Source organism: Streptomyces sp. NPDC052114 (genome assembly GCF_040680155.1).
In the GTDB taxonomy this organism is placed as follows: domain Bacteria; phylum Actinomycetota; class Actinomycetes; order Streptomycetales; family Streptomycetaceae; genus Streptomyces.
Window position 1 is genome coordinate 92,959 of sequence record NZ_JBFAWC010000008.1, and the last position, 20,867, is coordinate 113,825.

Genomic DNA, 20,867 nt, shown 5'->3' on the forward strand with positions numbered 1-20,867 from the left:
CATCTGTAGGAGTCATGTGTTCTCGCTCGTATGCTCGGAGACATGACCAACAGCGCGCAGCCCGACGAGGCCGGACGACCCACCGCGAACGCCATGCGGCGCGCGCTCAGGCGGGCCAGGGACGGCGTCGCGCTCGACGTGACGGAGGCCGCGGTCCTGCTCCAGGCCCGCGGCGAGGACCTCGACGACCTCACGGCGTCCGCGGCGCGGGTGCGCGACGCGGGCCTGGCGGCGGCGGGCCGCCCCGGTGTCATCACGTACTCGAAGAGCGTGTTCATACCGCTCACCCGGCTGTGCCGTGACAAGTGCCACTACTGCACCTTCGTGACCGTCCCGGGCAAGCTGCGCCGCGACGGCCACGGCATGTTCATGTCCCCGGACGAGGTCCTGGACATCGCGCGGCGCGGCGCCGAACTGGGCTGCAAGGAGGCCCTGATCACCCTCGGCGACAAGCCCGAGGAGCGCTGGCCCGAGGCGCGCGAGTGGCTGGAGGCGGAGGGGTACGACGACACGATCGCGTATGTCCGCGCCATCTCGATCCGCATCCTGGAGGAGACGGGCCTCCTCCCGCACCTCAACCCCGGCGTCCTGACGTGGACGGACTTCCAGCGGCTCAAGCCCGTCGCGCCGTCCATGGGCATGATGCTGGAGACCACGTCCGAGCGGCTGTGGAGCGAGCCGGGCATGCCGCACTACGGCTCGCCCGACAAGGAGCCCGCGGTACGGCTGCGGGTCCTGGAGGACGCGGGCCGTTCGTCGGTGCCCTTCACGAGCGGGCTGCTGATCGGGATCGGCGAGACGTACGAGGAGCGCGCCGACTCGCTGTTCGCGCTGCGCCGCGTCGCGCGCTCGTACCACGGCGTCCAGGAACTGATCATCCAGAACTTCCGCGCCAAGCCGGACACGGCGATGCGCGGCATGCCGGACGCCGAGATCGACGACCTGGTCGCGACGATCGCCGTGGCCCGGCACATCATGGGCCCCTCGGGCAACATCCAGGCCCCGCCGAACCTCATCGCCGGTGAGTACGAGCGGCTGATCGGCGCGGGCATCGACGACTGGGGCGGCGTCTCGCCGGTCACGATCGACCACGTCAACCCGGAGAAGCCGTGGCCGCGGCTGGACGAGCTGGCCGAGCGGTCCGCCGCCGCGGGCTTCACGCTCGCCGAACGGCTCTGCGCCTACCCGGAGTTCGTCCGGCGCGGCGAGCCGTGGCTCGACCCGCGCCTGCTGCCGCACGTGCGGGCGCTCGCCGACCCGGAGACCGGCCTCGCGAACCCGGACGCGGTGGTCCAGGGCCACCCCTGGCAGGAGCCCGACGAGGGATACGTGGCCGCCGCGGGCCGCACCGATCTGCACCGCACCATCGACACCACGGGGCGCACCTCCGACCGGCGCGACGACTTCGACGAGGTGTACGGCGACTGGGAGGCGCTGCGCGAGCAGGCGGCGCCGGGCATGGCGCCCTCCCGCATCGACGGCGACGTGCGCGCGGCCCTGAAGCAGGCCGCCGACGACCCGACGAGGCTCACCGACGACGAGGCGCTGGCGCTGCTGCACGCCGACGGCCCCGCGCTGGACGCGCTGTGCTCCGTCGCGGACGACATCCGCAAGAGCGTCAACGGCGACGACGTCACGTACATCGTCACCCGCAACATCAACTTCACCAACGTCTGTTACACCGGCTGCCGGTTCTGCGCGTTCGCGCAGCGCAGGACCGACGCCGACGCCTACACCCTGTCCCTGGACCAGGTCGCCGACCGGGCCGCGCAGGCCTGGGACGTCGGCGCCGTCGAGGTGTGCATGCAGGGCGGCATCCACCCGGACCTGCCGGGCACCGCCTACTTCGACATCGCGCGCGCCGTGAAGGAGCGCGTGCCCGGCATGCACGTGCACGCCTTCTCGCCGATGGAGGTCGTCAACGGCGCGACCAGGACGGGTCTTTCGATCCGCGAGTGGCTGACCGCGGCCAAGGAGGCGGGCCTCGACTCGATCCCCGGGACGGCCGCCGAGATCCTCGACGACGAGGTGCGCTGGATCCTCACCAAGGGCAAGCTGCCGACGGCCACCTGGATCGAGGTCATCGAGACCGCGCACGAACTGGGCATCCGCTCCAGCTCGACGATGATGTACGGCCACGTGGACCAGCCCCGCCACTGGCTCGGCCACTTCCGCACGCTGGCCGCCGTCCAGCGCTCCGCCCTGGCCAAGGGCGTCGGCGGCTTCACGGAGTTCGTGACGCTGCCCTTCATCCACACGAACGCGCCGGTCTACCTCGCGGGCATCGCACGCCCCGGCCCCACCACGCGCGACAACCGCGCCGTGACGGCGATGGCGCGCGTGCTGCTGCACCCGTACATCCCCAACATCCAGACCAGCTGGGTGAAGCTGGGCCAGGAGGGCGCGGCGGAGATGCTGCGGTCCGGCGCGAACGACCTGGGCGGCACGCTGATGGAGGAGACCATCTCCCGTATGGCGGGCTCCAGTTACGGCTCGTACCGCTCGATCGAGGACCTGGTCGCCATCGCGGACGCGGCGGGCAGGCCCGCGAGGCCGCGCACGACGCTGTACGGCGAGGTCCCCGAGGAGCGGCAGCGGGCGGCGCTGGCCTCGGACGGTCATCTGCCGGAGCTGCTGCCCGTCGTCGAGAGCTGAGACGGGTCCGGCCGGGGCCGGGGGCGCCGACGCCCCCGTGCCCCGGCCGGTCGCGCGTCAGGGGGCGAGGAAGTCGCCGAAGCGGGCGCCCTTCTCGCGGGCGCCGACGGCGGCGGGGCCGAAGGACGTGATGCCCGTGACGGTCAGGCCGCTCGCGGAGCCGCGCAGGTGCCAGGCGGCGCCGGAGTCCTTGTACGTCCCGTCCTCCAGGGGAGCGGTCACCGTCAGGTCGGCCTTGCCGTCCTTGTTGGTGTCGGACAGCAGGACCTGGCTGCCGAACTTGTCGCCCTTCTCGGAGGCGCCGGGCACACCGGGCTTGGACTGGTCGAAGGCCTGCGAGCCCTTGCCGGTCAGGCCGCCGTTCGCCTTGGACGCGCCCTTGAGCAGGACGACGGAACCGGCGTCGGCGGTCGTCTCGATGTCCTCGCCGGGGACGCCGACGGCGATGTCCGCGAAGCCGTCGCCGTTCACGTCGCCCGCGCTGATGGAGGAGCCGAACTCGTCGCCCTCCTCACCGACGCCGGGCACGCCCGCCGTGTCCTGGGTGATCTTCGCGGTACGGGTCGCCGAGGGGCCGGAGGCCGAGCCGTAGCGGACGAGGACCGTGCCCTTCTGGTACGGCATGTCCTCGAAGTTGCCGCCGATGTCGCGCACGACGAGGTCGCCGTAGCCGTCCCCGTCGACGTCCGCGATCGCCCCGCCGAGGGAGGGCGCGAGCTTCTGCGACGTGGTGGCCACGCCGTCCTTGCCGCCCTTCCAGAACTGGCTCTTGTACGCCATCTCCTCGAAGCCGTGGCTGGTGACGATGTCGTCGGCGCCGTCGCCCGTGACGTCGCCGACGACGAAGTCGCCGGGGCCGAAGGTCTGGCTCGTGACGATCTGCTGGGTGCTCGCGGCCTTGCCGTCCCGCGTGAACGGGCCGTACGTGATGGTCATGCCCGCGTCGTCGTTGTCCATCGGGTCTTCGGGCTCGGGGTACTCGGCCGTGACCAGGTCCCGCTTGCCGTCGCCGTTGAAGTCGCCGGCGGTGACGTGCGCGCCGTTGGATTCCAGCTCGGTGCTGCCCTGGCCGGTGAGGCCCTGCGGGGAGCCCCACAGGACGACGGCCTTCGGGCCGCCGTTGACGACGAGGTCGGTGTAGCCGTCGCCGTCGAGGTCGGCGGCGGCCGACTGGCTGCCGAACCGGCCGCCGTCCTCGGGCTCGCCGGGTACGCCGGGCGTGCCGCGGTCGATGGTGGTGGCGTGGGCCTGGTCGGGGCCGTTCGCCGAGCCGTAGACGATCGAGACCTGGCCGGGGGTGCCGCCGTCGAGGCCGCCCGGGGCGGATATCGCGAGGTCGGCGTAGCCGTCCTTGTTGAAGTCGGTGATCGGAGTGCGGGGCGGCGTGGGCGCGGCCGACGCGGACCCGGCGGTGGCGGCCAGCACGAGCGGCGTGGCCAGCGAGGTGACCGCGAGTGCGGTGATGAGCTTGCGGCGCACTGTTCCTCCTGTGGGGAATGTCTGTGGCGTTGGTGAAGACGAGGGACCGGAGGTGAAGGTTGTATATCCCAGGGACTTCTCCGAGTGGCGTCTTGGTTCCACTGATGCCAACTTCCGTTCATCACAGGGCGAGCGCGGATGCGGGAGACTGGGGCGAGGGCCGGGGCGCGGGAGGGGCGGATGGCACGGGCGAGGGTGTCGATGCAGGAGCTCATCCGGCGCAGACGCCGGGCGGGGTTCGTGGGGCGGCGCGAGGAACTGACGGCGTTCCGTGCCAACTTCGACCTGCCGGCGGACGACGACCGGCACCGCTTCCTCTTCCACGTGCGCGGTCACGCGGGCGTCGGCAAGACGTCCCTGGCGCGGGAGATGGGGCAGCTGGCCGCGGACCGCGGTGCCCTCGTCGCGCACATCGACGAGGGCGCGGCCGGGATCCCCGACGTCCTCGCGGAGATTTCCTCACAATTCGCCCAGCAGGGGCGGCCGTTGAAGGCCCTCGACCGGGCGCTCGCCACTTACCGGCAGCGCAGCCACGAGGCCGTCGTGGCCGCCCTCGGTGAACCGGAGCCGGACGCTCCGTCGGCGGGCAGCGCCCTCGCGGCCCGCGCCGGGGTCGTCGCGCTCGGCACGGTCCCGGTCGTCGGCGCCCTCGCCGGACTGGTCGACGCGGAGCGCCTCGCGGCGGGCGCGGACCGGCTGCGGGCCCGCTTCCGCAGCCAGGAGGACGCCCGCCTGGTCCTGGAGCCGGAGCGGTCCCTCACCCCCGTGCTCCTCGACGAGCTCGCCGCGGCCGCCGACGTCGTCCCCTGGCTCGTGCTCTTCTTCGACACGTACGAACGGACGGCGCCCTACCTCGACCGGTGGCTGCACGACGTCATGACGAGCGACCGCCACGGCGAACTGCCGTCCAACGTCGTGGTGGTGACGGCGGGTCAGCGACCGCTCGACCCGGCCCGCTGGGAGGGCGCCGCGGACTTCGCCGCCGAGCTGCCGCTGCGGCCCTTCACGGAGACCGAGGCGCGCGGCCTGCTCGCCGCCAAGGGCGTCACCGACGAACCGGTGGTCGCCGAGGTGCTGCGCCTCTCCGGCCGGCTGCCCGTCCTGGTCTCGACCCTCGCCGAGACGGGCCCGGCGGGCCCCGAGGACGTGGGCGACCCCAGCGCCACCGCCGTGGAGCGCTTCCTGAAGTGGGAGCAGGACCCGGTGCGCAGGGCCGCCGCCCTGGACTGCGCGCTGCCCCGGCGCCTGGACGAGGACATCGTGCGCGCGGCGCTCGGGGGCGGCGACCCGGCGGGTCTCTACGCGTGGCTGCGCACCATGCCCTTCGTCCGCGCCGACCGCCGGGGCGCGGCCCGCTACCACGACGTCGTCCGCGCCCCGATGCTGCGCCTGCGCCGCAACTCGGCCCCTTCCCAGTGGACTTCGGCGCACGCGCGGCTGGCCGAGCTGTACGCGGGGCGGCGCGCGGCGCTGGAGGAGGAGACCCGGGACGCCGTGGGGCGCCCCTGGATGCGCCCGGCGTGGCGGGCGCTGCGCGTGGAGGAGCTGTACCACGGGCTGTGCGCCGGGCCGCGGGCCGCGCTGCCCGCCGCGCTGCTGTCCGGGGTCGACGCGTGCCGCGTGGACACGGCGGTGGCCCGCGAGTGGGCGCGGGCGGTGGCGGACGCCGCCGAGGACACGGAGGCCGGGCACCTGGCGGAGTGGTCGGCGGACTGCCGGCGGGCGCTGTCCGACGAACGGACGGGCGCGCTGCGGGTCCTCGAACTCCTGCTGTCCCGCCCCGAGCTGGACGACGAGGGCAGGGCGGCCGCGCACAACGCGCACGGCCTCCAGCTCTTCCACCTGGGCCGGCTGCGCGAGGCCCTGGGCGACCACGAGCGCGCCATCGAGCTCGCGCCCGGCGACCCGTGGGGCCACCACGGCCTGGCCATCACCCACCGGGCCCTGGGCGAGTTCGACACGGCGCTCCGGCATCTGGCCGCCGCCGAGGAGCTGGCGCCCGGCGCGGAGTGGGCGGCGCGGGACCGGGGCGAGACGTACCGCCGCATGGGTCGCCTGGAGGAGGCCCTGCCCTGGCTGGACCGCGCGTACGGGCTGAACCCCCGCGAGCCCCTGACGCTGGGCAGCCGGGGCCAGGTCAAGTACGGGCTCGGCCGCCCCCGCGAGGCCCTGGACGACCTGGACCGCGCGATCGCCCTGTGGCCCGACTACTCCTGGGCCCTGGCCCGCAGGGCGCACGTCCGACGGCACCTGGGCGATGTCCCCGGCGCTCTGGCGGACCTGGACCGCGCCCAGGAACTGGACCCCCGCGCGCCGGGCGTGCGCGGCGAGCGGGGCGACACCCTGCGCTTCGTGGAACGCCACGAGGAGGCCGTCGCGGAGTTCGACGCGGCGCTCGCCCTGGACCCCGGCTACGCCTGGGCCTGGGGCAGCCGGGCCCTGTCCCTGGAGGCCCTGGACCGCACGGCGGAGGCGCTCGCGTCCCTGGACGAGGCGCTGCGCATCGACCCGGAGTACGCGTGGGCGCGGGCCCAGCGGGAGCGGCTCCGGGCTACTTCGGCATGACGCACAGGTGGCCGGTCCAGGCCTGGTCGACCTTGAAGTAGACGTCACGCCGGTCGCCGATGCCGTTCTTCCACAGGGGGTCCGTCTCGCAGACCTGACCGATCTTCCGCTGGCGTACGGAGAACCGGGTGGCGGCGGACCAGCAGGGGACCCGGACCCACTGCGCCGTGTGGTCCTCGTCCTGTTCGACCAGGTGCACGCAGTCGTCGACCTGGGCGGAGGCGATGTCGCCGTTCAGGTCGGCGCTGACCCAGTCGGCGAAGGACTCGTTCTCGGAGTACAGGCCCAGGAGCACCAGGGCGATCACGACCAGCCAGCCGAAGACGGTGCCCGCACTGCCGGAGCTGGTCGACGTGCCGGCCGAGGTGCCGGCCGACGGGGTGGGGGTGGGCTTGAGGACCGGCTTGGGTGCGGCAACGGGCTTGGGCTTCGGCTTGGGTTTGGGCTTCGGAGTCGGCGCAGGGGCGGGTCCCGCCGGTCCCGGGTTCTTCGCGCCGGAGCTCTTCGCCCCCGAGCCCTTGGCGCCCGAGCCCTTCGCCCCCGGGCTCTTCTGTCCCGAGCTGCCCGCCCCCGAGCTGCCCGCCCCCGAGCCGCTCGCCCCCGAACCGGACTCCGCCACCGGCTTCTTGGCCGACTTCGCGGCCTTCTTCAGGAGCCCCTGAGCCTGCGGTATCGAGGGCCGGTCGGCCGGGTCCTTCGCCAGCAGGGCCGTGATCAGGTCCGTCAGCCGCTCCGCGCGGCGCGGGGCGGGCGGTTCCTCGTACACGACCGCGTGGAGCGCCGCCGCGGTGGACACGCGGTGGAAGGGGCCGACGCCCTCCACGGCCTCGTACAGCGTGGTGCCGAGCGAGAACAGGTCGCCCGCCGCGCCGCCGCGCTCGCCGCGCACCCGCTCCGGCGAGAGGTAGGGTGCCGAGCCGATCACCACGCCGGTCGCGGTCAGGTTCGGGTCGGAGCGGTGGACGGCGATGCCGAAGTCGGTGAGCAGGATCCTGCGGTCCTGCGTCACCATGACGTTGGCGGGCTTGACGTCGCGGTGCACGACGCCGCGTCCGTGCGCGGCCTCCAAGGCCTTCAGGAGCCCCGTGGCGACGCGCGTGGCGGCCTCCGGCGACAGCGGGCCCTGCTTGAGCCGCTCCTGGAGCGTGCCGCCGGTGACCAGCTCCATGACGATCCAGGGGGCGGCGTCCTCGATGACGACGTCGTGCACGGTGACGATGTTCGGGTGGTCGCGCAGCCGTACGGCGTTCAGGGCCTCGCGCTCGGCCCGCTGGAGGCGTTCGGCGCGGTCGGCGGCGGAGAGCGCGGGGGGCAGCCACAGCTCCTTGACCGCCACCCTGGTGTCGAGCCGTTCGTCGTGCGCCTCCCAGACCCGGCCCATGCCGCCGGTGCCGAGACTGCGCACGAGCCGGTACCGGCCGTCGATCGACTGGCCCTGCTGAGCGCCCTGTGCCACGGTCCCCCCGATCCGCCGTCCCACCCCGGTCACGGCGGGCTCCAGATTAGGGCGCGGACGCCCGCGGCGGCCCGTGTTGCGCGGGGTTGGGGAGCCGCTGCGAAGCTCCCGTGAACGTCGTTCAAAAGCGACCTCAAGGGCCACTCTTCGCATACCACTTGGCACCTGAACCGATCGTTCCCGGTCGATTACAGTGCTGCGCAGTCGCAACCCGACGAGGGCGCGACGAGGCACGCCGAGGCACGGAAGGAGGTCCCGTGGGCACTGCAGCAGCCACCGGTGTCTGGGGCCGCGCCGAGCAGCAGGACTTCCGCAGCCGGGTGCGCGGGACGCTCCTCGGGGCCGCCGTGGGCGACGCCTTCGGGGCGCCCGTCGACGGCCTCTCCCTGGACGCGATCCGCGAGGCGCACGGCGCCGAGGGGCTGACCGAGCCCGCGCCCGCGCACGGCAGGCGCGGCGCCGTCACCGCCGCCACCCAGCTCACCCTCTTCACCGTCGACGGGCTCATACGCGCCCAGGTGCGCCGCGACACCGGCGCCTGGCACCCGCCCACCGACCTGCACCGCGCCTACCGCCGCTGGGCCGCCACCCAGAGCGACTGGGGCCCCGACGAGCGGCGCAAGGAGGACGGCTGGCTGGCCCGCGAGGAGTGGCTGTACACCCGGCGCGCCCCGTCCCGCGCCTGCCTCGGCGGCCTGGGCGACGACGTCATGGGCACCCTGGAGGCCCCCAAGAACCCCGACGCGCGCGGCGCCGAGGCCGCCGTCAGGTCCGCGCCCTTCGGCCTCCTCGTCGGCTGGGAGCCCCAGCTCGTGCTCCAGCTCGCCGTCGAGTGCGCCGTCCAGACCCACGGCCACCCCACCGCCTACCTCGCGGCCGGGGCGCACACCGTCATCGTGCACGGCCTGGCGCGCGGGGAGTCCCTCGACGGCGCGATCCAGCGCTGCCTCGCGCTGCTCGCCACCCGCCCCGGCCACCAGCCGGTCACGGACGCCCTGCGGCACGCGCTGGGAGCGGTGCGCCAGGGCATGCCCACGCCCGCGCGCGTCGAGGAGCTCCTGGCGGAGGGCACCGCCGAGGGCGCGCTCGCCGCCGCCGTGTACTGCGCCCTGGTCGGCGAGGACATCCGGCACGGGCTGCGGCTCGCCGTCAACCACGGCGGGGCGTCGGCCGCGGCGGGCGCGCTGTGCGGGGCGCTCCTGGGCGCGCTGCACGGGGAGACCGCGCTCCCGCCGGGGTGGCTCACCGAGCTGGAGGGCCGGCCCACGATCCTGGAACTCGCGGACGACTTCGCCATGGAGATGACGCAGGGGCCCGCCCTGCACGGGCCCGCCGTCTCCTCACCGGGCTGGCTCACCCGCTATCCGCGGGCGTGAGCGCCGGGGCGCGCGCCCGTCCCGCGGCGCGCGCCCGTACCTCGGGTGCTTCGGGGTACGTCAGTCCTTCAGCGGCGAGCCCACGGTGCCGTCGCGCGGCTCGGCGGGGGCGGGCACGGCCGCCGCCGCTCCCTCGGAGCCGTCGTCGTCCGTGTTGATCCGCTCGATGAGCGCGTCCCGCTCCGGGGTGTCCTCCGGCTTCAGGTAGCCGATCGCGATGTAGAGGACGAGGGAGACGGCCAGCGGGATGGACACCTGGTACTGGAGGGCGACGCCGCCCAGCGCCTTGTCGATCGGGTAGTTGACCAGGTAGAAGGCGAAGAGTCCGGCCGCCCAGCTGGTCAGCGCCGCGGTCGGCCCGGACTTGCGGAACGTACGCAGCAGACCCAGCATCATCGGGATCGCGATCGGGCCCATCAGCCCGGCGACCCACTTGATGACGACGGTGATGATGTCCTTGAACGTGGGGGAGTTGACCTGCGTGGCGACCGCCATGGACAGGCCGAGGAAGACCACCGTCGTCAGGCGCGCGGCCAGCAGGCCGGTGCGCTCGTTCCAGCCGCGCGCCCGCGCGGACAGCGCGGGGGCCACGTCCCGGGTGAAGACGGCCGCGATGGCGTTGGCGTCGGAGGAGCACATGGCCATGGTGTGCGAGAAGAAGCCGACGATGACGAGCCCCAACAGGCCGTGCGGCAGGAGCTGTTCGGTCATCAGGGCGTACGCGTCGGAGCCGTCGGGCTTCTTGGCGTCGACCAGGAGCGGTGACATCCACATGGGGAAGAAGAGGACCAGCGGCCAGACGAGCCACAGGGCCGCGGAGAGCTTCGCGGAGCGCGCGGCCTCCTTGGCGTTGGCGGTCGCCATGTAGCGCTGCGCCTGGTTGAGCATGCCGCCGTTGTACTCGAAGAGCTTGATGAAGAGGAACGCGAGCAGGAAGACCGTGCCGTACGGACCGACCAGCGGCTTGGCGTGCCCGGCGAGCTCCGGCTCGTCCCAGACGCCGAAGAAGCCGCCGTGCGGGCCGAGCTTGGCGACGACGGCCACGAACATCGCGATACCGGCGAGCAGTTGGATGATGAACTGGCCCAGCTCGGTGAGGGCGTCGGCCCACAGGCCGCCGATGGTGCAGTAGATCGCCGTGATGACGCCGGTGATGAGGATGCCCTGGTTGAGGGAGACGCCGGTGAAGACGGAGAGCAGGGTCGCGATGGCGGCCCACTTGGCGCCCACGTCCACGATCTTCAGGAGCATCCCGGACCAGGCGAGCGCCTGCTGGGTGCGCAGGTTGTAGCGGTTCTTGAGGTACTCGAGCGGCGAGGCCACGTGCAGGCGCGAGCGCAGGCGGTTGATGCGGGGGGCGAAGAGCCGCGCGCCGATCGCGATGCCGAGGGCGATGGGGAAGGACCAGGTGACGAAGGACGTCACGCCGTAGGTGTAGGCGATGCCCGCGTAGCCGGTGAACATCACCGCGCTGTAGCCGGACATGTGGTGCGAGATGCCCGACAGCCACCACGGCATCCTGCCGCCGGCCGTGAAGAAGTCGCTGACGTTGTCGACCCGCTTGTGGGACCACACGCCGATCGCGACCATCACGCCGAAGTAGCCGATGAGCACGGCCCAGTCGAGACTGTTCATATGGCCCTCCAGGGGTCCGCCTGGTGAACTGCGCATAGCTGGCTGGCACTTCGCCAGAGCGGGCCAAGGGGGACGGGGGCGGCCCGGAAGTGCCCGCTCATCGTGGGTTCGGCCGCACACCCCGGACAACCGCCCGCAGGGTCAAGAGCGAGTAAAATCGTTCGGTTTGCTGATCTGTGTTCATGTACGTGACCAGCGGGGCGCGGGCAAGGGTGGAGCGCGGACGTGCGTACGGGCATGAAAAAGCGCCCCCGAAGGGGCGCGGGGCGGGTGGACTACCGCATCAACTCACCCGCGTTCACCAGCAGGGACTGTCCCGTGATGGACCGCGCCCGGTCGGACGCGAGGAAGGCGACCGCGTCCGCCACGTCCCCGTCCGTCGCCAGGTCGGGCAGCGCCATCCGGGAGGCGAGGCGTGCGCGCACCTCCGCCTCCGGCACGCCCTCGGTGTGCGCGGTGAACTGGACGAAGGCCTCGACCGGCGGCCCCCACATCCAGCCCGGCAGCACGGTGTTGACCCGGATGCGGTCCGGGCCCAGCTCCCGCGCCAGCGAGTACATCGCCGACGTCAGCGCGCCCTTGGACGCCGCGTAAGCGGCCTGCCGCACCTCCGAGGGAGCCGCGACGGCCGACTGCGTGCCGATGAGCACCACCGAGCCGCCGCCGCGCGCCCTGAGCGCGGGCAGGCACGCGCGCGTCATGCGCAGGGTGCCGAGCAGATTGACGTCCAGGACGCCGCGCCAGGTGTCGAAGTCCGCGTCCTCCAGGCCGCCGAAGTAGCTGTCCCAGGCGGCGACATGGACGACCGCGTCGATCCCGCCGAACCGCTCGCGCGCCAGCTCGGCGAGCGCCGCGCACTGCCGCTCGTCGGTGATGTCGGTGGGGAGGTACGCGGTGCGGGTGCCCTCCGGGTCGATCTCGGCGGCCGACTTGGCGAGATGGGCCTCCGTGCGCGCCCCGAGCACGGCACGCCCGCCGTCGCGCACGACGGCGGCCGCGACCTGATGGCCGAGCCCGGCGCCGACGCCCGAGACGACGACGGTCTTCGATTCGAGGAGCGACGGCATGGAGCGCCTCCCGGCTCTGGCAGTTTTGCTGACGGGGCGTCAGAGTATGGGCGTCCACCGGAGGAAGGAAGGGGAGAGGCATGAGCGAGGAGACGCGCAGTGAGACGTACGCCGAACTGGCCGCCGTCGGTCCCTACGGCGTCCACCCGGGCCACGCCCTCATCACCATGGTCGAGCCGCACCCCGGGCACGAGTACGCGTACAACCGCTGGTACGAGGACGACCACTACTACGCGGGCGCGATGGCCATGCCCTGGATGTACGCGGGGCGCCGCTGGGTGGCCACGCGCGAGCTCCAGCTGCTGCGCTACCCCGACAAGTCCGCGATCGCCGAGCCGGTCACCGCGGGCTGCTACCTCTCCACGTACTGGGTGACCGACGGCCGCTACGACGACCACATGAAGTGGACCGTGGGCATCAACAAGCGGCTCAACCGCGACGGCCGCGTCTACCAGGACCGCACGCACGTCTTCACCTCCTTCCAGGACCACGAGGCGACCGTCTACCGGGACGGCGCGGCGGGCCCGCGCGACTTCCACGCCCTCGACCACCCCTACAAGGGCCTCGTCCTGGAGGTCGTCGACGCCGAAGGCCCCGAGCAGCGGGCGGAGTTGCTGGAGTGGCTGCGCTCCCGGCACCTGCCGCGCGCGCTCGCGGGCTCGCCGGCCGCGATGGTGACGCTCTTCCGGCCCACGCCGCTGCCCGGGGACCGGATGACGTACGTGAAGCAGGTCGAGGGCGTGGGCACCCGGCTGACGCTGCTGTGGTTCCTCCAGGAGGACCCGCGGAACTGCTGGGAGGCGCACTTCGCGGGGCGTGAGGAGGTCGTGGCGGAGTCGGGGCTCGGGCGCGTGGAACTGGTGGCGCCGTTCATCCCGACGGTGCCGGGGACGGACGCGTACGTCGACGCCCTGCGCTGAGGGGGCTTCCTGCGCCGGGGAGGGGCACCGCGCGCCGAGGCGTGCGCGGCGACGTGCGCCCCGCCCCGCGCCGGCGCAAGGCCGAGCCCCCTCGGCCGGGACGGCGGGCCAGTCGAGAGGGCTCATTCGGTGGTGCTTATGCGGTTGTTCTGCGGGTAATTCCGTCGTGGTGCGCTGCAGTCTCACGCGAGGTCGGAAGCCCCCCGGCTCACCTCGGTGACGAACGCGTTCCACGAGGCGGCCGGGAAGGCGAGGACCGGGCCCTCGACGACCTTCGAGTCACGCACGGAAATGCCGGTGGTGGCGGGTGACTTGACCTCGACACACGCGCCGTTGCCGGTGGAATACGAGGACTTGACCCACGAAGGCGAAGCGCCCTGCTGAATTGCCATGTCTGCTCCGTTTTGCCCAGTTGTTGAGTTGCTGTCACCGCGCGAGGCGGTATGCGCCAACGTTCTGCCCGATGGCGTGAATGACGCTACTCGCCAACATCGCTGTGTGAAGGGATCGTTCACTCAACCGGATGGCATATTCCAGGGTGGCCTTCCGCCTCGCCGACGCAAGGGTGTACCGTGCGGCACTTTCCCGTACGGGGCCGCTCGGCACACCTCTTCGCTCGACGCGCGTACCCCTTCGCTCAGCGCGCGTACTCCTTCGCGATGTCCGCGACGAGCTGGCGCGACTGCTCGACATTCAGCGCCTGGGCCCGCAAGTGCTCGTACATCACGCTGTATTGCTGGACGTCGTTGGCCTTCTCCAGATACAGGTCGCTGGTGACGCCCTCGATGTAGACCACGCTGGAATCGGCGGCGTCGGGGAACTCCAGGATCGCGTACTGGCCGTTGAGCCCGGGATGCGCGCCCATCTCGAAGGGGATGACCTGGACGGTCACGTGCGGCAGTTGGGACTGCTCGACGAGATGCTCCAGCTGGTCGCGCATCAGGTGCCGGGACCCCACGACGCGGCGCAGCGCCGACTCGTCGAGCACGGTCCACAGGCGCAGCGGATTGTCCGGCGCCGCGATGCGGTCCTGGCGGCGCATGCGCACCTGGACGCGCTTCTCGATGTCGGTGGGCGTGGTCTCCGGCAGGGCGCCGGTGATCAGGGCCTCGGCGTAGGCGCGGGTCTGCAGCAGGCCGGGGACGACCTGCGGGTCGTACACGCGCAGGGACGCCGCGTCCGTCTCCAGACCGATGTACACGCTGTAAGGGATGTCGCCGAAGGAGTGCCACCAGCCCTGCTGGCGGGAGTCCTTGGCCATCTGCATCAGCGAATCGACGATGCGGTGGTCCTCGACCTCATAGACGCCGCACAGGTCACGGACGTCGCGCTGGCTGATCGAGCGGCGGCCGTTCTCGAGGCGGCTGATCTTGGACTGCGAGACGAGCAGGCGCTCGGCGACCTCCTCGGCCGTCATGCCCTTGAGCTCGCGGAGCCGACGGAGCTCCTGGCCCAACCGGCGTCGCCTGACGGTGGGATTCACATTGGACGCCACGGGACGTGCACCTCCGGCTTGCATGCCTCTACTTTGCGTATCTACTGCTCAGCAGAGTGCCACCAACGAGTGCGGCACCGCTGGGAAACAGCGGATGTGCGGACGTGAGGTCGAGCGACAGAGGTGCGTTCTCCCTGCGGCGCCGATGAGTGTGCGGCCACGCGGGACGGTGACACCGGGGTGTCGTCGTCCGGACGGTCCGGTGCCCCGCCCCGCGCGGCCCAGCGGCTCCCGAACCGGGTCTGGGGGACTGCGGCGCGGCGCTGGTGCGGTGGTGCTGAGCGGTGTGTGCTGGTGGTGCGATACCTGAATCGTGCGATACCTGAGCGCGTCACGTGACGGTCGTGCCTGCCTGAGGTGTCACGTGGCGTGGTGCCTGGACGTGATGGTGGTGCTGGGCCGTGCTCAGTGGGCCACGGCGCGTGCCATGGAACCGCGGCGCGGCTGCAGTGGAACCCCTCCGGGGTCCGCCGCCGACCGGGCCGGCTGCCGTCCGCCCGGTCCCGCTGGACCGGTTGGTGCGGCGCTGCGGCGCGGCTGAGCCGCCACGCCGTTCTGAACGTCCATCACGGCGTGTGCCACGAGGCCGCCCATGGGGTCGTGCCTGATGAGATCCCGGAGGCGCGAGCGCGATGAACGCCCTTCGTTCCCGGGGTACAGATGCTTGCCGAGTCCGACCGCGTGGGCCAGTGCGGCGAGCGCGGCGGTCCGTGGGTCCGGCGGTACGCCGGTACGGATCGCCGAATCGAGCCGGGACCTGATTTCCCGGCTGATGGCCGTGTCCGTCGCCTGATAGCGAGTCGTCGGCAGTACCCCGCACATCTGGCCCGCCACGGCATGCACCATGCCGCACCGCTCCAAATGCGAGAGATACGTCTGGCGGAGCCCAAGCCTGGGCCCGCCGATCCAGTGGACGGCCCGAACCGGGCTGCCGCGCCTGCGCAGCAGTTCCAGTGCGGAGTCCAGTGTCGGATCTCCGGTCGGCCGTGGCATCACCACGGCGATACGATCCCCGTCTGGGGCTATCCGTCCGGCCAGCGCCAGCTCCACTAGCTGTGCTCCGGCCAGACCGAGGTCGAGCGACTGCGGCTGCGCTGTGGTACCCGTGGCCGGGTCCAAAGCGAGCAGCAGAAGCTCCTCCGGAATTGTTCTGCGGCTCCTGCCCATCCATGCCTCCCCGCGTGGATGAATGACAGGGTGACCCCTCTCACATTGGTCTGTCGAGAGTGCGTGGGCGGGATGTACGGGAACCAGTAGGTATGTCGTTCTCGTCTACCACGAGGGTTAAGCCCTCACACAGGACACTGGTACACGGTTCGGACAGTGGAGTCCGGCCGGATTTGGCGCACGGCAAGCATCAGCATCGGCATACGGCATGGCGTACGAGGAGGCATCGGTGGCGGGCGAGACCCCCGACAGGTCGAAGCAGCGGAAGTCGTCGGGGAACCCGACTGCGGCGGAGTCGTCTGCGCCGGCGCCGGAGGAACGGGACCCGCGTCTCGCGATGACCCGCGAGACGCCGCAGGCGCGTGAGGACCACGCCACGGCGGTCTTCGGCACGAAGGCCGTCAACGGCGCGGCCGGGAACGGCGCGACGGCGGGGGAGACCTCGGGGTCGGCCTCGGAGGAGACCGCGGAGGAGGCTGCGAAGGGTGCCTCGGAGGACGCCTCGAAGCGAACTCCGGAGGAGTCCTCGGAAGCGTCCGGAGCCTCCGGCGCCGCGGACACCTCGGATGGTTCGGGTGCCGCGGACTCCGCCGACGCCGCCGACACCCCGGCGGGCGACGCGGCCTCCGGCGGCGCGGCCGGCGGCGAGCCGAACGGCGACGCGCGGCTGCGGGCCGCGGTCGCGGCGTGGGTCGCGACGTCGGACGACGAGAAGTCCGAGGCGGGCGAGACGTCCGAGGAATCCGCTGAGGAGCCCTCGGCGGCCGACGGCGCGTCGGACGCGGGCAAGGACGTGAGCCCGGCCAGCAGTGACGCTCCTGCACAGGGGGCAGCAGGCGCGTCGGACGAGGCCGAGGGCACGTCCGGGGCCAAGGATGACGCCACGGCCGAGGAGACCCCGGCGGCGGACGACGTCAAGTCCACCGATGATTCCAAGCCCACCGCCGTCGACCAGGCCACCGCCGTCTTCACGACGGTGACGCCGAAGGCGGCCGACGCGACGGCGGCCGAGCCGAAGGCCGACGCCTCCGCCGAGGACGGGACCGGCTCCAGGAGCGCCGAGGACGGGGCCGGGCAGGACGCTCCGGCCAAGGACGTCCCCGCCGCGAAGGACACCGAGTCCACCGACGATTCGAAGCCCGCCGACAAGCCCAAGTCGACGGACTCGCCCAAGTCCACGGACTCGCCCAAGTCCACGGACTCGCCCAAGTCCACGGACGCCCCCAAGTCCACCGGCGTCGACCAGGCCACCGCCGTCTTCAAGGCGCTCTCCCCGAAGGCGGGCGGCGCCAAGGGCGTCGACCAGCCCACCACCATGCTGAAGCTGGGCGACCACAAGCCCGGCGGCGGCAAGCCCGGCGCCGGCAAGAGCACCGACGCGAAGCCGGACGCCGAGCCGGACGCGAAGACGGGCCCGGACACCGACTCCAAGGCGCCCGCCGCCAAGCCCGAGGCCGACGCCGAGCGGACCAGCAAGTTCGTCGCGCTGAAGCCGCTGGACGAGCCGTCCGCGAAGCCGTCGGCCAAGCCCGCGACGGGTGGCGCGGCGGCGGCGGCCGGTGCCGCCGCCCCCGCGGCCAAGCCCGGTGCCTCCGCCAAGCCCGCCGCCGACGTGCCCCCGCCCGCCCCCGTGGAGCGGACCACCCAGCAGCCCCTGCCGCCGAAGCCGCCGCTGGACCTGCTGGCCGAGCTGACCAACACCCCGCCGCCCGCGGAGACCCCGGCCCGCACCGCCGTGCGCCGGGTCAAGATCTGGACGCCGCTGGTGCTGCTCCTGATCGTCGTCTTTGCGGTCGTACAGGCCGTGCGCCCGCTGCCGACGCCCACCCTGAAGCTCACCGCGCAGGAGTCCGTCTCCTTCGAGGGCGGCAAGCCGACCATTCCGTGGCCGGGCGAGGGCCAGGCCGCGATGGACGTCAACGGCATCGGCAGCTTCGGCACGTCGGGCGACCAGAAGCCCGTGCCGATCGCGAGCATCGCGAAGGTCATGACGGTGTACCTCATCCTCCGTGACCACCCGCTGGAGAAGGGCAAGGACGGCCCGAAGATCCCCGTCGACGCCGCCGCGCAGAAGCACTACGAGACGGGCAAGCCGGCCAACGAGTCGGTCGTCAAGGTCACCGAGGGCCAGAAGATCTCCCAGTACGAGGCCCTCCAGGCCGTCATGCTCCCGTCCGCGAACAACGTCGCCAAGCTCCTGGCGCGCTGGGACACCAAGAGCAGCTCCGAGGACGAGTTCGTCGCGAAGATGAACAAGACGGCCAAGGAGCTGGGGATGAAGAACACCCACTACACGGACCCCAGCGGCCTGGACAAGACGACCGTCTCGACCGCCGAGGACCTCGTGAAGCTCGGCCGGGCGGCCATGGAGAACCCCGTCTTCAACGAGATCTCCCGCCAGCCCAGCTACGTGGACCTCAACGGCGACAAGCAGAAGAACTTCTTCGGTCTCGTCCCGACCGTCGCGATCGGCATCAAGACCGGCACCACCACCGCGGCGGGCGGCAACATCCTCTTCGCGGCGGAGCAGCTGGTCGACGGCAAGCCGCAGACGATCATCGGCGCGACCCTCGGCCAGTACGGCGACAACGGCGTGGCCAACATCGACGAGGTCACCCGGGTCACCAAGGAGCTCATCGAGGCCGGCAAGGGCGCGCTCAAGTCCAAGAAGATCGTGAAGAAGGGCGACGTGGTCGGCCGGGTCGAGGACGGTCTGGGCGGTTCGACGCCGGTCGTGGCCACCAAGGACGTCTCCGCCGTCGGCTGGTCCGGTCTGACCGTGAAGCTGGAGCTGGACGCGCAGAAGGGCAAGTCGCTGCCGCACTCGGCGAAGGCCGGGACCGAGGTCGGCGTGCTGAGCGTCGGCGACGGCAAGGGCGGCGCCGTCGAGGTGCCCGTCGCGCTGCAGAGCGACCTGTCCGAGCCGGGCCTCGGCGCCAAGCTCAAGCGCGTCGGCTAGGCGCGCGAAGGCCGCCGCGCGACGGCGGCAGGAATATGCCGCACGCCCGCGAGGGGAGGCCCCGCACCGGGCCTCCCCTCGCTGCTGCGTGCTAGCGTCACAGGCTCGGGGGCAGTATGCCGGGGCCGAGGACGGGGTGTTCCGGGACGAACCCTCGTCGGCGCGACCCCGGGGGACAGGACGACACGGGGAGAGCCTTCAGTGGCCACAGCGGAGCCGACGCGCGCCGACGACGACGCCCAGCCCGACACGGGCACGGACGACGCCCGGCCCGGCACGGGCGCGGACGACGGCGGTCCCACCGGTGCGCGAATAAAGCTGCCCGCCCAGCGGAGCACCACCGGGGCGGAGCCCGCCGAGCCGTGGCACAGGCGCTTCCTGCGCCACCCGGTGACGATCACGGCCGTGGTCGCCGGGGTGCTGCACGTCATCTGGTTCTTCACGTTCGCCAACAGTGGCGGCGACCTCGCGGCGCAGGACGCCTGGGCCGAGTTCGTCGGGCGCCACCCCGACTCGGCGTACAACCTCGCCTGGTACGGCGGCATGCACCCGGTGTCGTACAGCGTCGTCTCGCCGTATCTCATGTCCGTGCTCGGCGTGCGGACGACGATGATGATCGCGGGGACCGTCTCGGCGGCGCTGCTCACGCTGATCCTCCTGCGCAGCCGCGCGGTGAAGCAGCTGTGGCCGCCCGTCGCCGCGGGCGTCTTCGCGCTCCTGTGCAACGCGATCTCGGGCCGTGTGACCTACGGCCTCGGCCAGATGTTCGCGCTGATGGCGGTCGCCGCGGTCTTCTGCTGGCCGCACCGCTGGCGCTACAAGCGGTGGGCGAAGGCCCTGGTCGCCGCGCCGTTCGCGGCGCTCGCGACGATGGGCAGCCCGGTGGCGGGCCTCTTCGTCGGCATGGTCGCCGTGGCGCTGTTCCTCAGCAAGCGCTACCCGGGCGCGTACGCGCTCGGCGTCGCGCCCTCGATCGTCGTGGGCCTGTCGGCGTGGCTCTTCCCCTTCTCCGGCACCCAGCCGATGTCGTTCGGCTCGGCGTCGCTGCCGCTGGTCTTCGCGGTGATCGTGTACTTCGTGGTGCCCGAGCAGTGGAAGACCGTGCGGATCACCTCCGCCGTGTACGCGGCGTTCGTGCTGGGCGTCTGGCTGATCAGCTCGCAGATCGGCTCCAACATCAGCCGCCTCGGCATGTGCTTCGCGGGCGTCGCGCTGCTCGCCGCGCTGCCGTACACCGTGCCGAAGTCCCGCAAGTGGTACGTGATCGTCGTGGCGTTCGTCGGCTTCACCGGCTGGGTCGGCTTCAAGGCCGTCGACGACATAATCCACACCACGCCGCAGGCCTCCTGGACGCGCGAGCTGGCGCCGCTGGTCAACGAACTGCAGGAGGTCGGCGCCGAGAAGGGCCGCGTCGAGGTCGTGCCCGCCCGCAGCCACCGCGAGGCGTCCGCGCTCGCCCCGTACGTGCAGCTGGCCCGCGGCTGGAACCGCCAGGCCGACATGGAGCGCAACCCCCTCTTCTACGACGACACCCTGAACTCCGCGAACTACCACGAGTGGCTCCAGCGCTGGTCCGTGCACTACGTCGTGCTGCCCAAGGGCGAGCCCGACGGCGACGGCGGCAAGCGCGAGGCGCAGCTCGTCGAGGACGGCCTGCCGTATCTGCGGCAGGTGTGGGTCGACTCCAACTGGCAGCTGTACGAGGTCACCGACCCGAAGCCGCTCGCCGAGCCGAACGCGGTGGTGGAGCGCGCCGAGCAGGGCGAGATGACGATCCGCGTGACGAAGCCGGGACGCGTCACCATCCGCATCCCGTACTCGCCGTGGCTGAGCATCGTGGACGCCGACGGCAAGGGCGTCGAGCAGCCCAAGGAGACCGACGCGTCCAAGCGGCAGCGGGAGCTGAACGAGAAGCGGCCCAAGAAGTTCGCGAACGTCCACGGCTGTCTGATGGAGGCCAGGGAGGACCGGGCCGGCGACAAGTGGACCGAGCTGCTCGCCCCGAAGGCCGGCACCTACCGCCTCGGCGCGCCCTACCAGCTGCCGCGCGGCACGGCCTGCCCGGAGGAGCTGGCCCGCTGACGCACCGCCGG

At 72.3% G+C, this 20,867-nt stretch carries 13 protein-coding genes; 6 read left to right on the forward strand and 7 right to left on the reverse strand.

All coding sequences use genetic code 11. The features are described from left to right. The first annotated feature begins 42 nt into the window (after positions 1–42). The gene (locus AB0L89_RS19055) at positions 43–2,655 is read left to right on the forward strand and encodes a bifunctional FO biosynthesis protein CofGH (protein ID WP_365142189.1); all 2,613 of its coding nucleotides are present in this window, start codon (positions 43–45) and stop codon (positions 2,653–2,655) included. 57 nt (positions 2,656–2,712) lie between these two features. Here AB0L89_RS19055 and AB0L89_RS19060 read toward each other — a convergent pair whose 3' ends face one another. Beyond that, positions 2,713–4,134: an FG-GAP-like repeat-containing protein gene (locus AB0L89_RS19060; protein ID WP_365142191.1), complete on the reverse strand. Its 1,422-nt coding sequence runs from the start codon at positions 4,132–4,134 to the stop codon at positions 2,713–2,715. A gap of 180 nt (positions 4,135–4,314) precedes the next feature. On the opposite strand from AB0L89_RS19060, the gene AB0L89_RS19065 reads away from it, so the two are divergent. Further along, on the forward strand, positions 4,315–6,699 hold the full coding sequence (locus AB0L89_RS19065) for a tetratricopeptide repeat protein (protein WP_365142193.1): 2,385 nt from the start codon (positions 4,315–4,317) through the stop codon (positions 6,697–6,699). Here the strand turns inward: AB0L89_RS19065 and AB0L89_RS19070 are convergent. Further along, positions 6,686–8,155, reverse strand: coding sequence for a serine/threonine-protein kinase (locus AB0L89_RS19070; RefSeq protein ID WP_365142195.1), 1,470 nt, complete (start codon positions 8,153–8,155; stop codon positions 6,686–6,688). The genes AB0L89_RS19065 and AB0L89_RS19070 overlap by 14 nt on opposite strands. Before the next feature lie 257 nt (positions 8,156–8,412). Here AB0L89_RS19070 and AB0L89_RS19075 point away from each other — a divergent pair, with 257 nt between their 5' ends. Then, complete coding sequence (locus AB0L89_RS19075; protein WP_365142197.1) at positions 8,413–9,531, forward strand: ADP-ribosylglycohydrolase family protein; 1,119 nt, start codon at positions 8,413–8,415, stop codon at positions 9,529–9,531. A gap of 60 nt (positions 9,532–9,591) precedes the next feature. On the opposite strand, the gene AB0L89_RS19080 is transcribed toward AB0L89_RS19075, so the two are convergent. Next, positions 9,592–11,166, reverse strand: coding sequence for a sodium:solute symporter family protein (locus tag AB0L89_RS19080; RefSeq protein WP_365142198.1), 1,575 nt, complete (start codon positions 11,164–11,166; stop codon positions 9,592–9,594). 275 nt (positions 11,167–11,441) lie between these two features. Beyond that, entirely contained in the window at positions 11,442–12,233 is a 792-nt protein-coding gene (locus AB0L89_RS19085; protein WP_365142200.1) for an SDR family oxidoreductase, read from the reverse strand. 80 nt (positions 12,234–12,313) lie between these two features. On the opposite strand from AB0L89_RS19085, the gene AB0L89_RS19090 reads away from it, so the two are divergent. After that, complete coding sequence (locus tag AB0L89_RS19090; RefSeq protein WP_365142202.1) at positions 12,314–13,153, forward strand: hypothetical protein; 840 nt, start codon at positions 12,314–12,316, stop codon at positions 13,151–13,153. A gap of 182 nt (positions 13,154–13,335) precedes the next feature. Here AB0L89_RS19090 and AB0L89_RS19095 read toward each other — a convergent pair whose 3' ends face one another. The 3 genes from AB0L89_RS19095 to AB0L89_RS19105 all read right to left on the reverse strand — a co-directional run bounded on the left by AB0L89_RS19095 (position 13,336) and on the right by AB0L89_RS19105 (position 15,815). Next, positions 13,336–13,545 carry a DUF397 domain-containing protein gene (locus AB0L89_RS19095; protein WP_365142204.1) on the reverse strand — a complete coding sequence of 70 codons (210 nt, stop codon included), beginning with the start codon at positions 13,543–13,545 and terminating at the stop codon, positions 13,336–13,338. A 245-nt stretch (positions 13,546–13,790) separates the two neighbouring features. Beyond that, positions 13,791–14,648, reverse strand: a complete 858-nt coding sequence (locus AB0L89_RS19100) for a helix-turn-helix transcriptional regulator (protein WP_365142206.1) — start codon at positions 14,646–14,648, stop codon at positions 13,791–13,793. 405 nt (positions 14,649–15,053) lie between these two features. Continuing rightward, on the reverse strand, positions 15,054–15,815 hold the full coding sequence (locus AB0L89_RS19105) for a GPP34 family phosphoprotein (protein WP_365142208.1): 762 nt from the start codon (positions 15,813–15,815) through the stop codon (positions 15,054–15,056). Positions 15,816–16,152: 337 nt separating this feature from the next. On the opposite strand from AB0L89_RS19105, the gene AB0L89_RS19110 reads away from it, so the two are divergent. Together AB0L89_RS19110 and AB0L89_RS19115 are read left to right on the forward strand one after the other, a co-directional pair. After that, positions 16,153–18,774, forward strand: a complete 2,622-nt coding sequence (locus AB0L89_RS19110; RefSeq protein WP_365142210.1) for a D-alanyl-D-alanine carboxypeptidase — start codon at positions 16,153–16,155, stop codon at positions 18,772–18,774. A 201-nt stretch (positions 18,775–18,975) separates the two neighbouring features. Then, the gene (locus AB0L89_RS19115) at positions 18,976–20,856 is read left to right on the forward strand and encodes a glycosyltransferase family 87 protein (RefSeq protein WP_365142212.1); all 1,881 of its coding nucleotides are present in this window, start codon (positions 18,976–18,978) and stop codon (positions 20,854–20,856) included. The last annotated feature ends 11 nt before the right edge of the window (positions 20,857–20,867 follow it).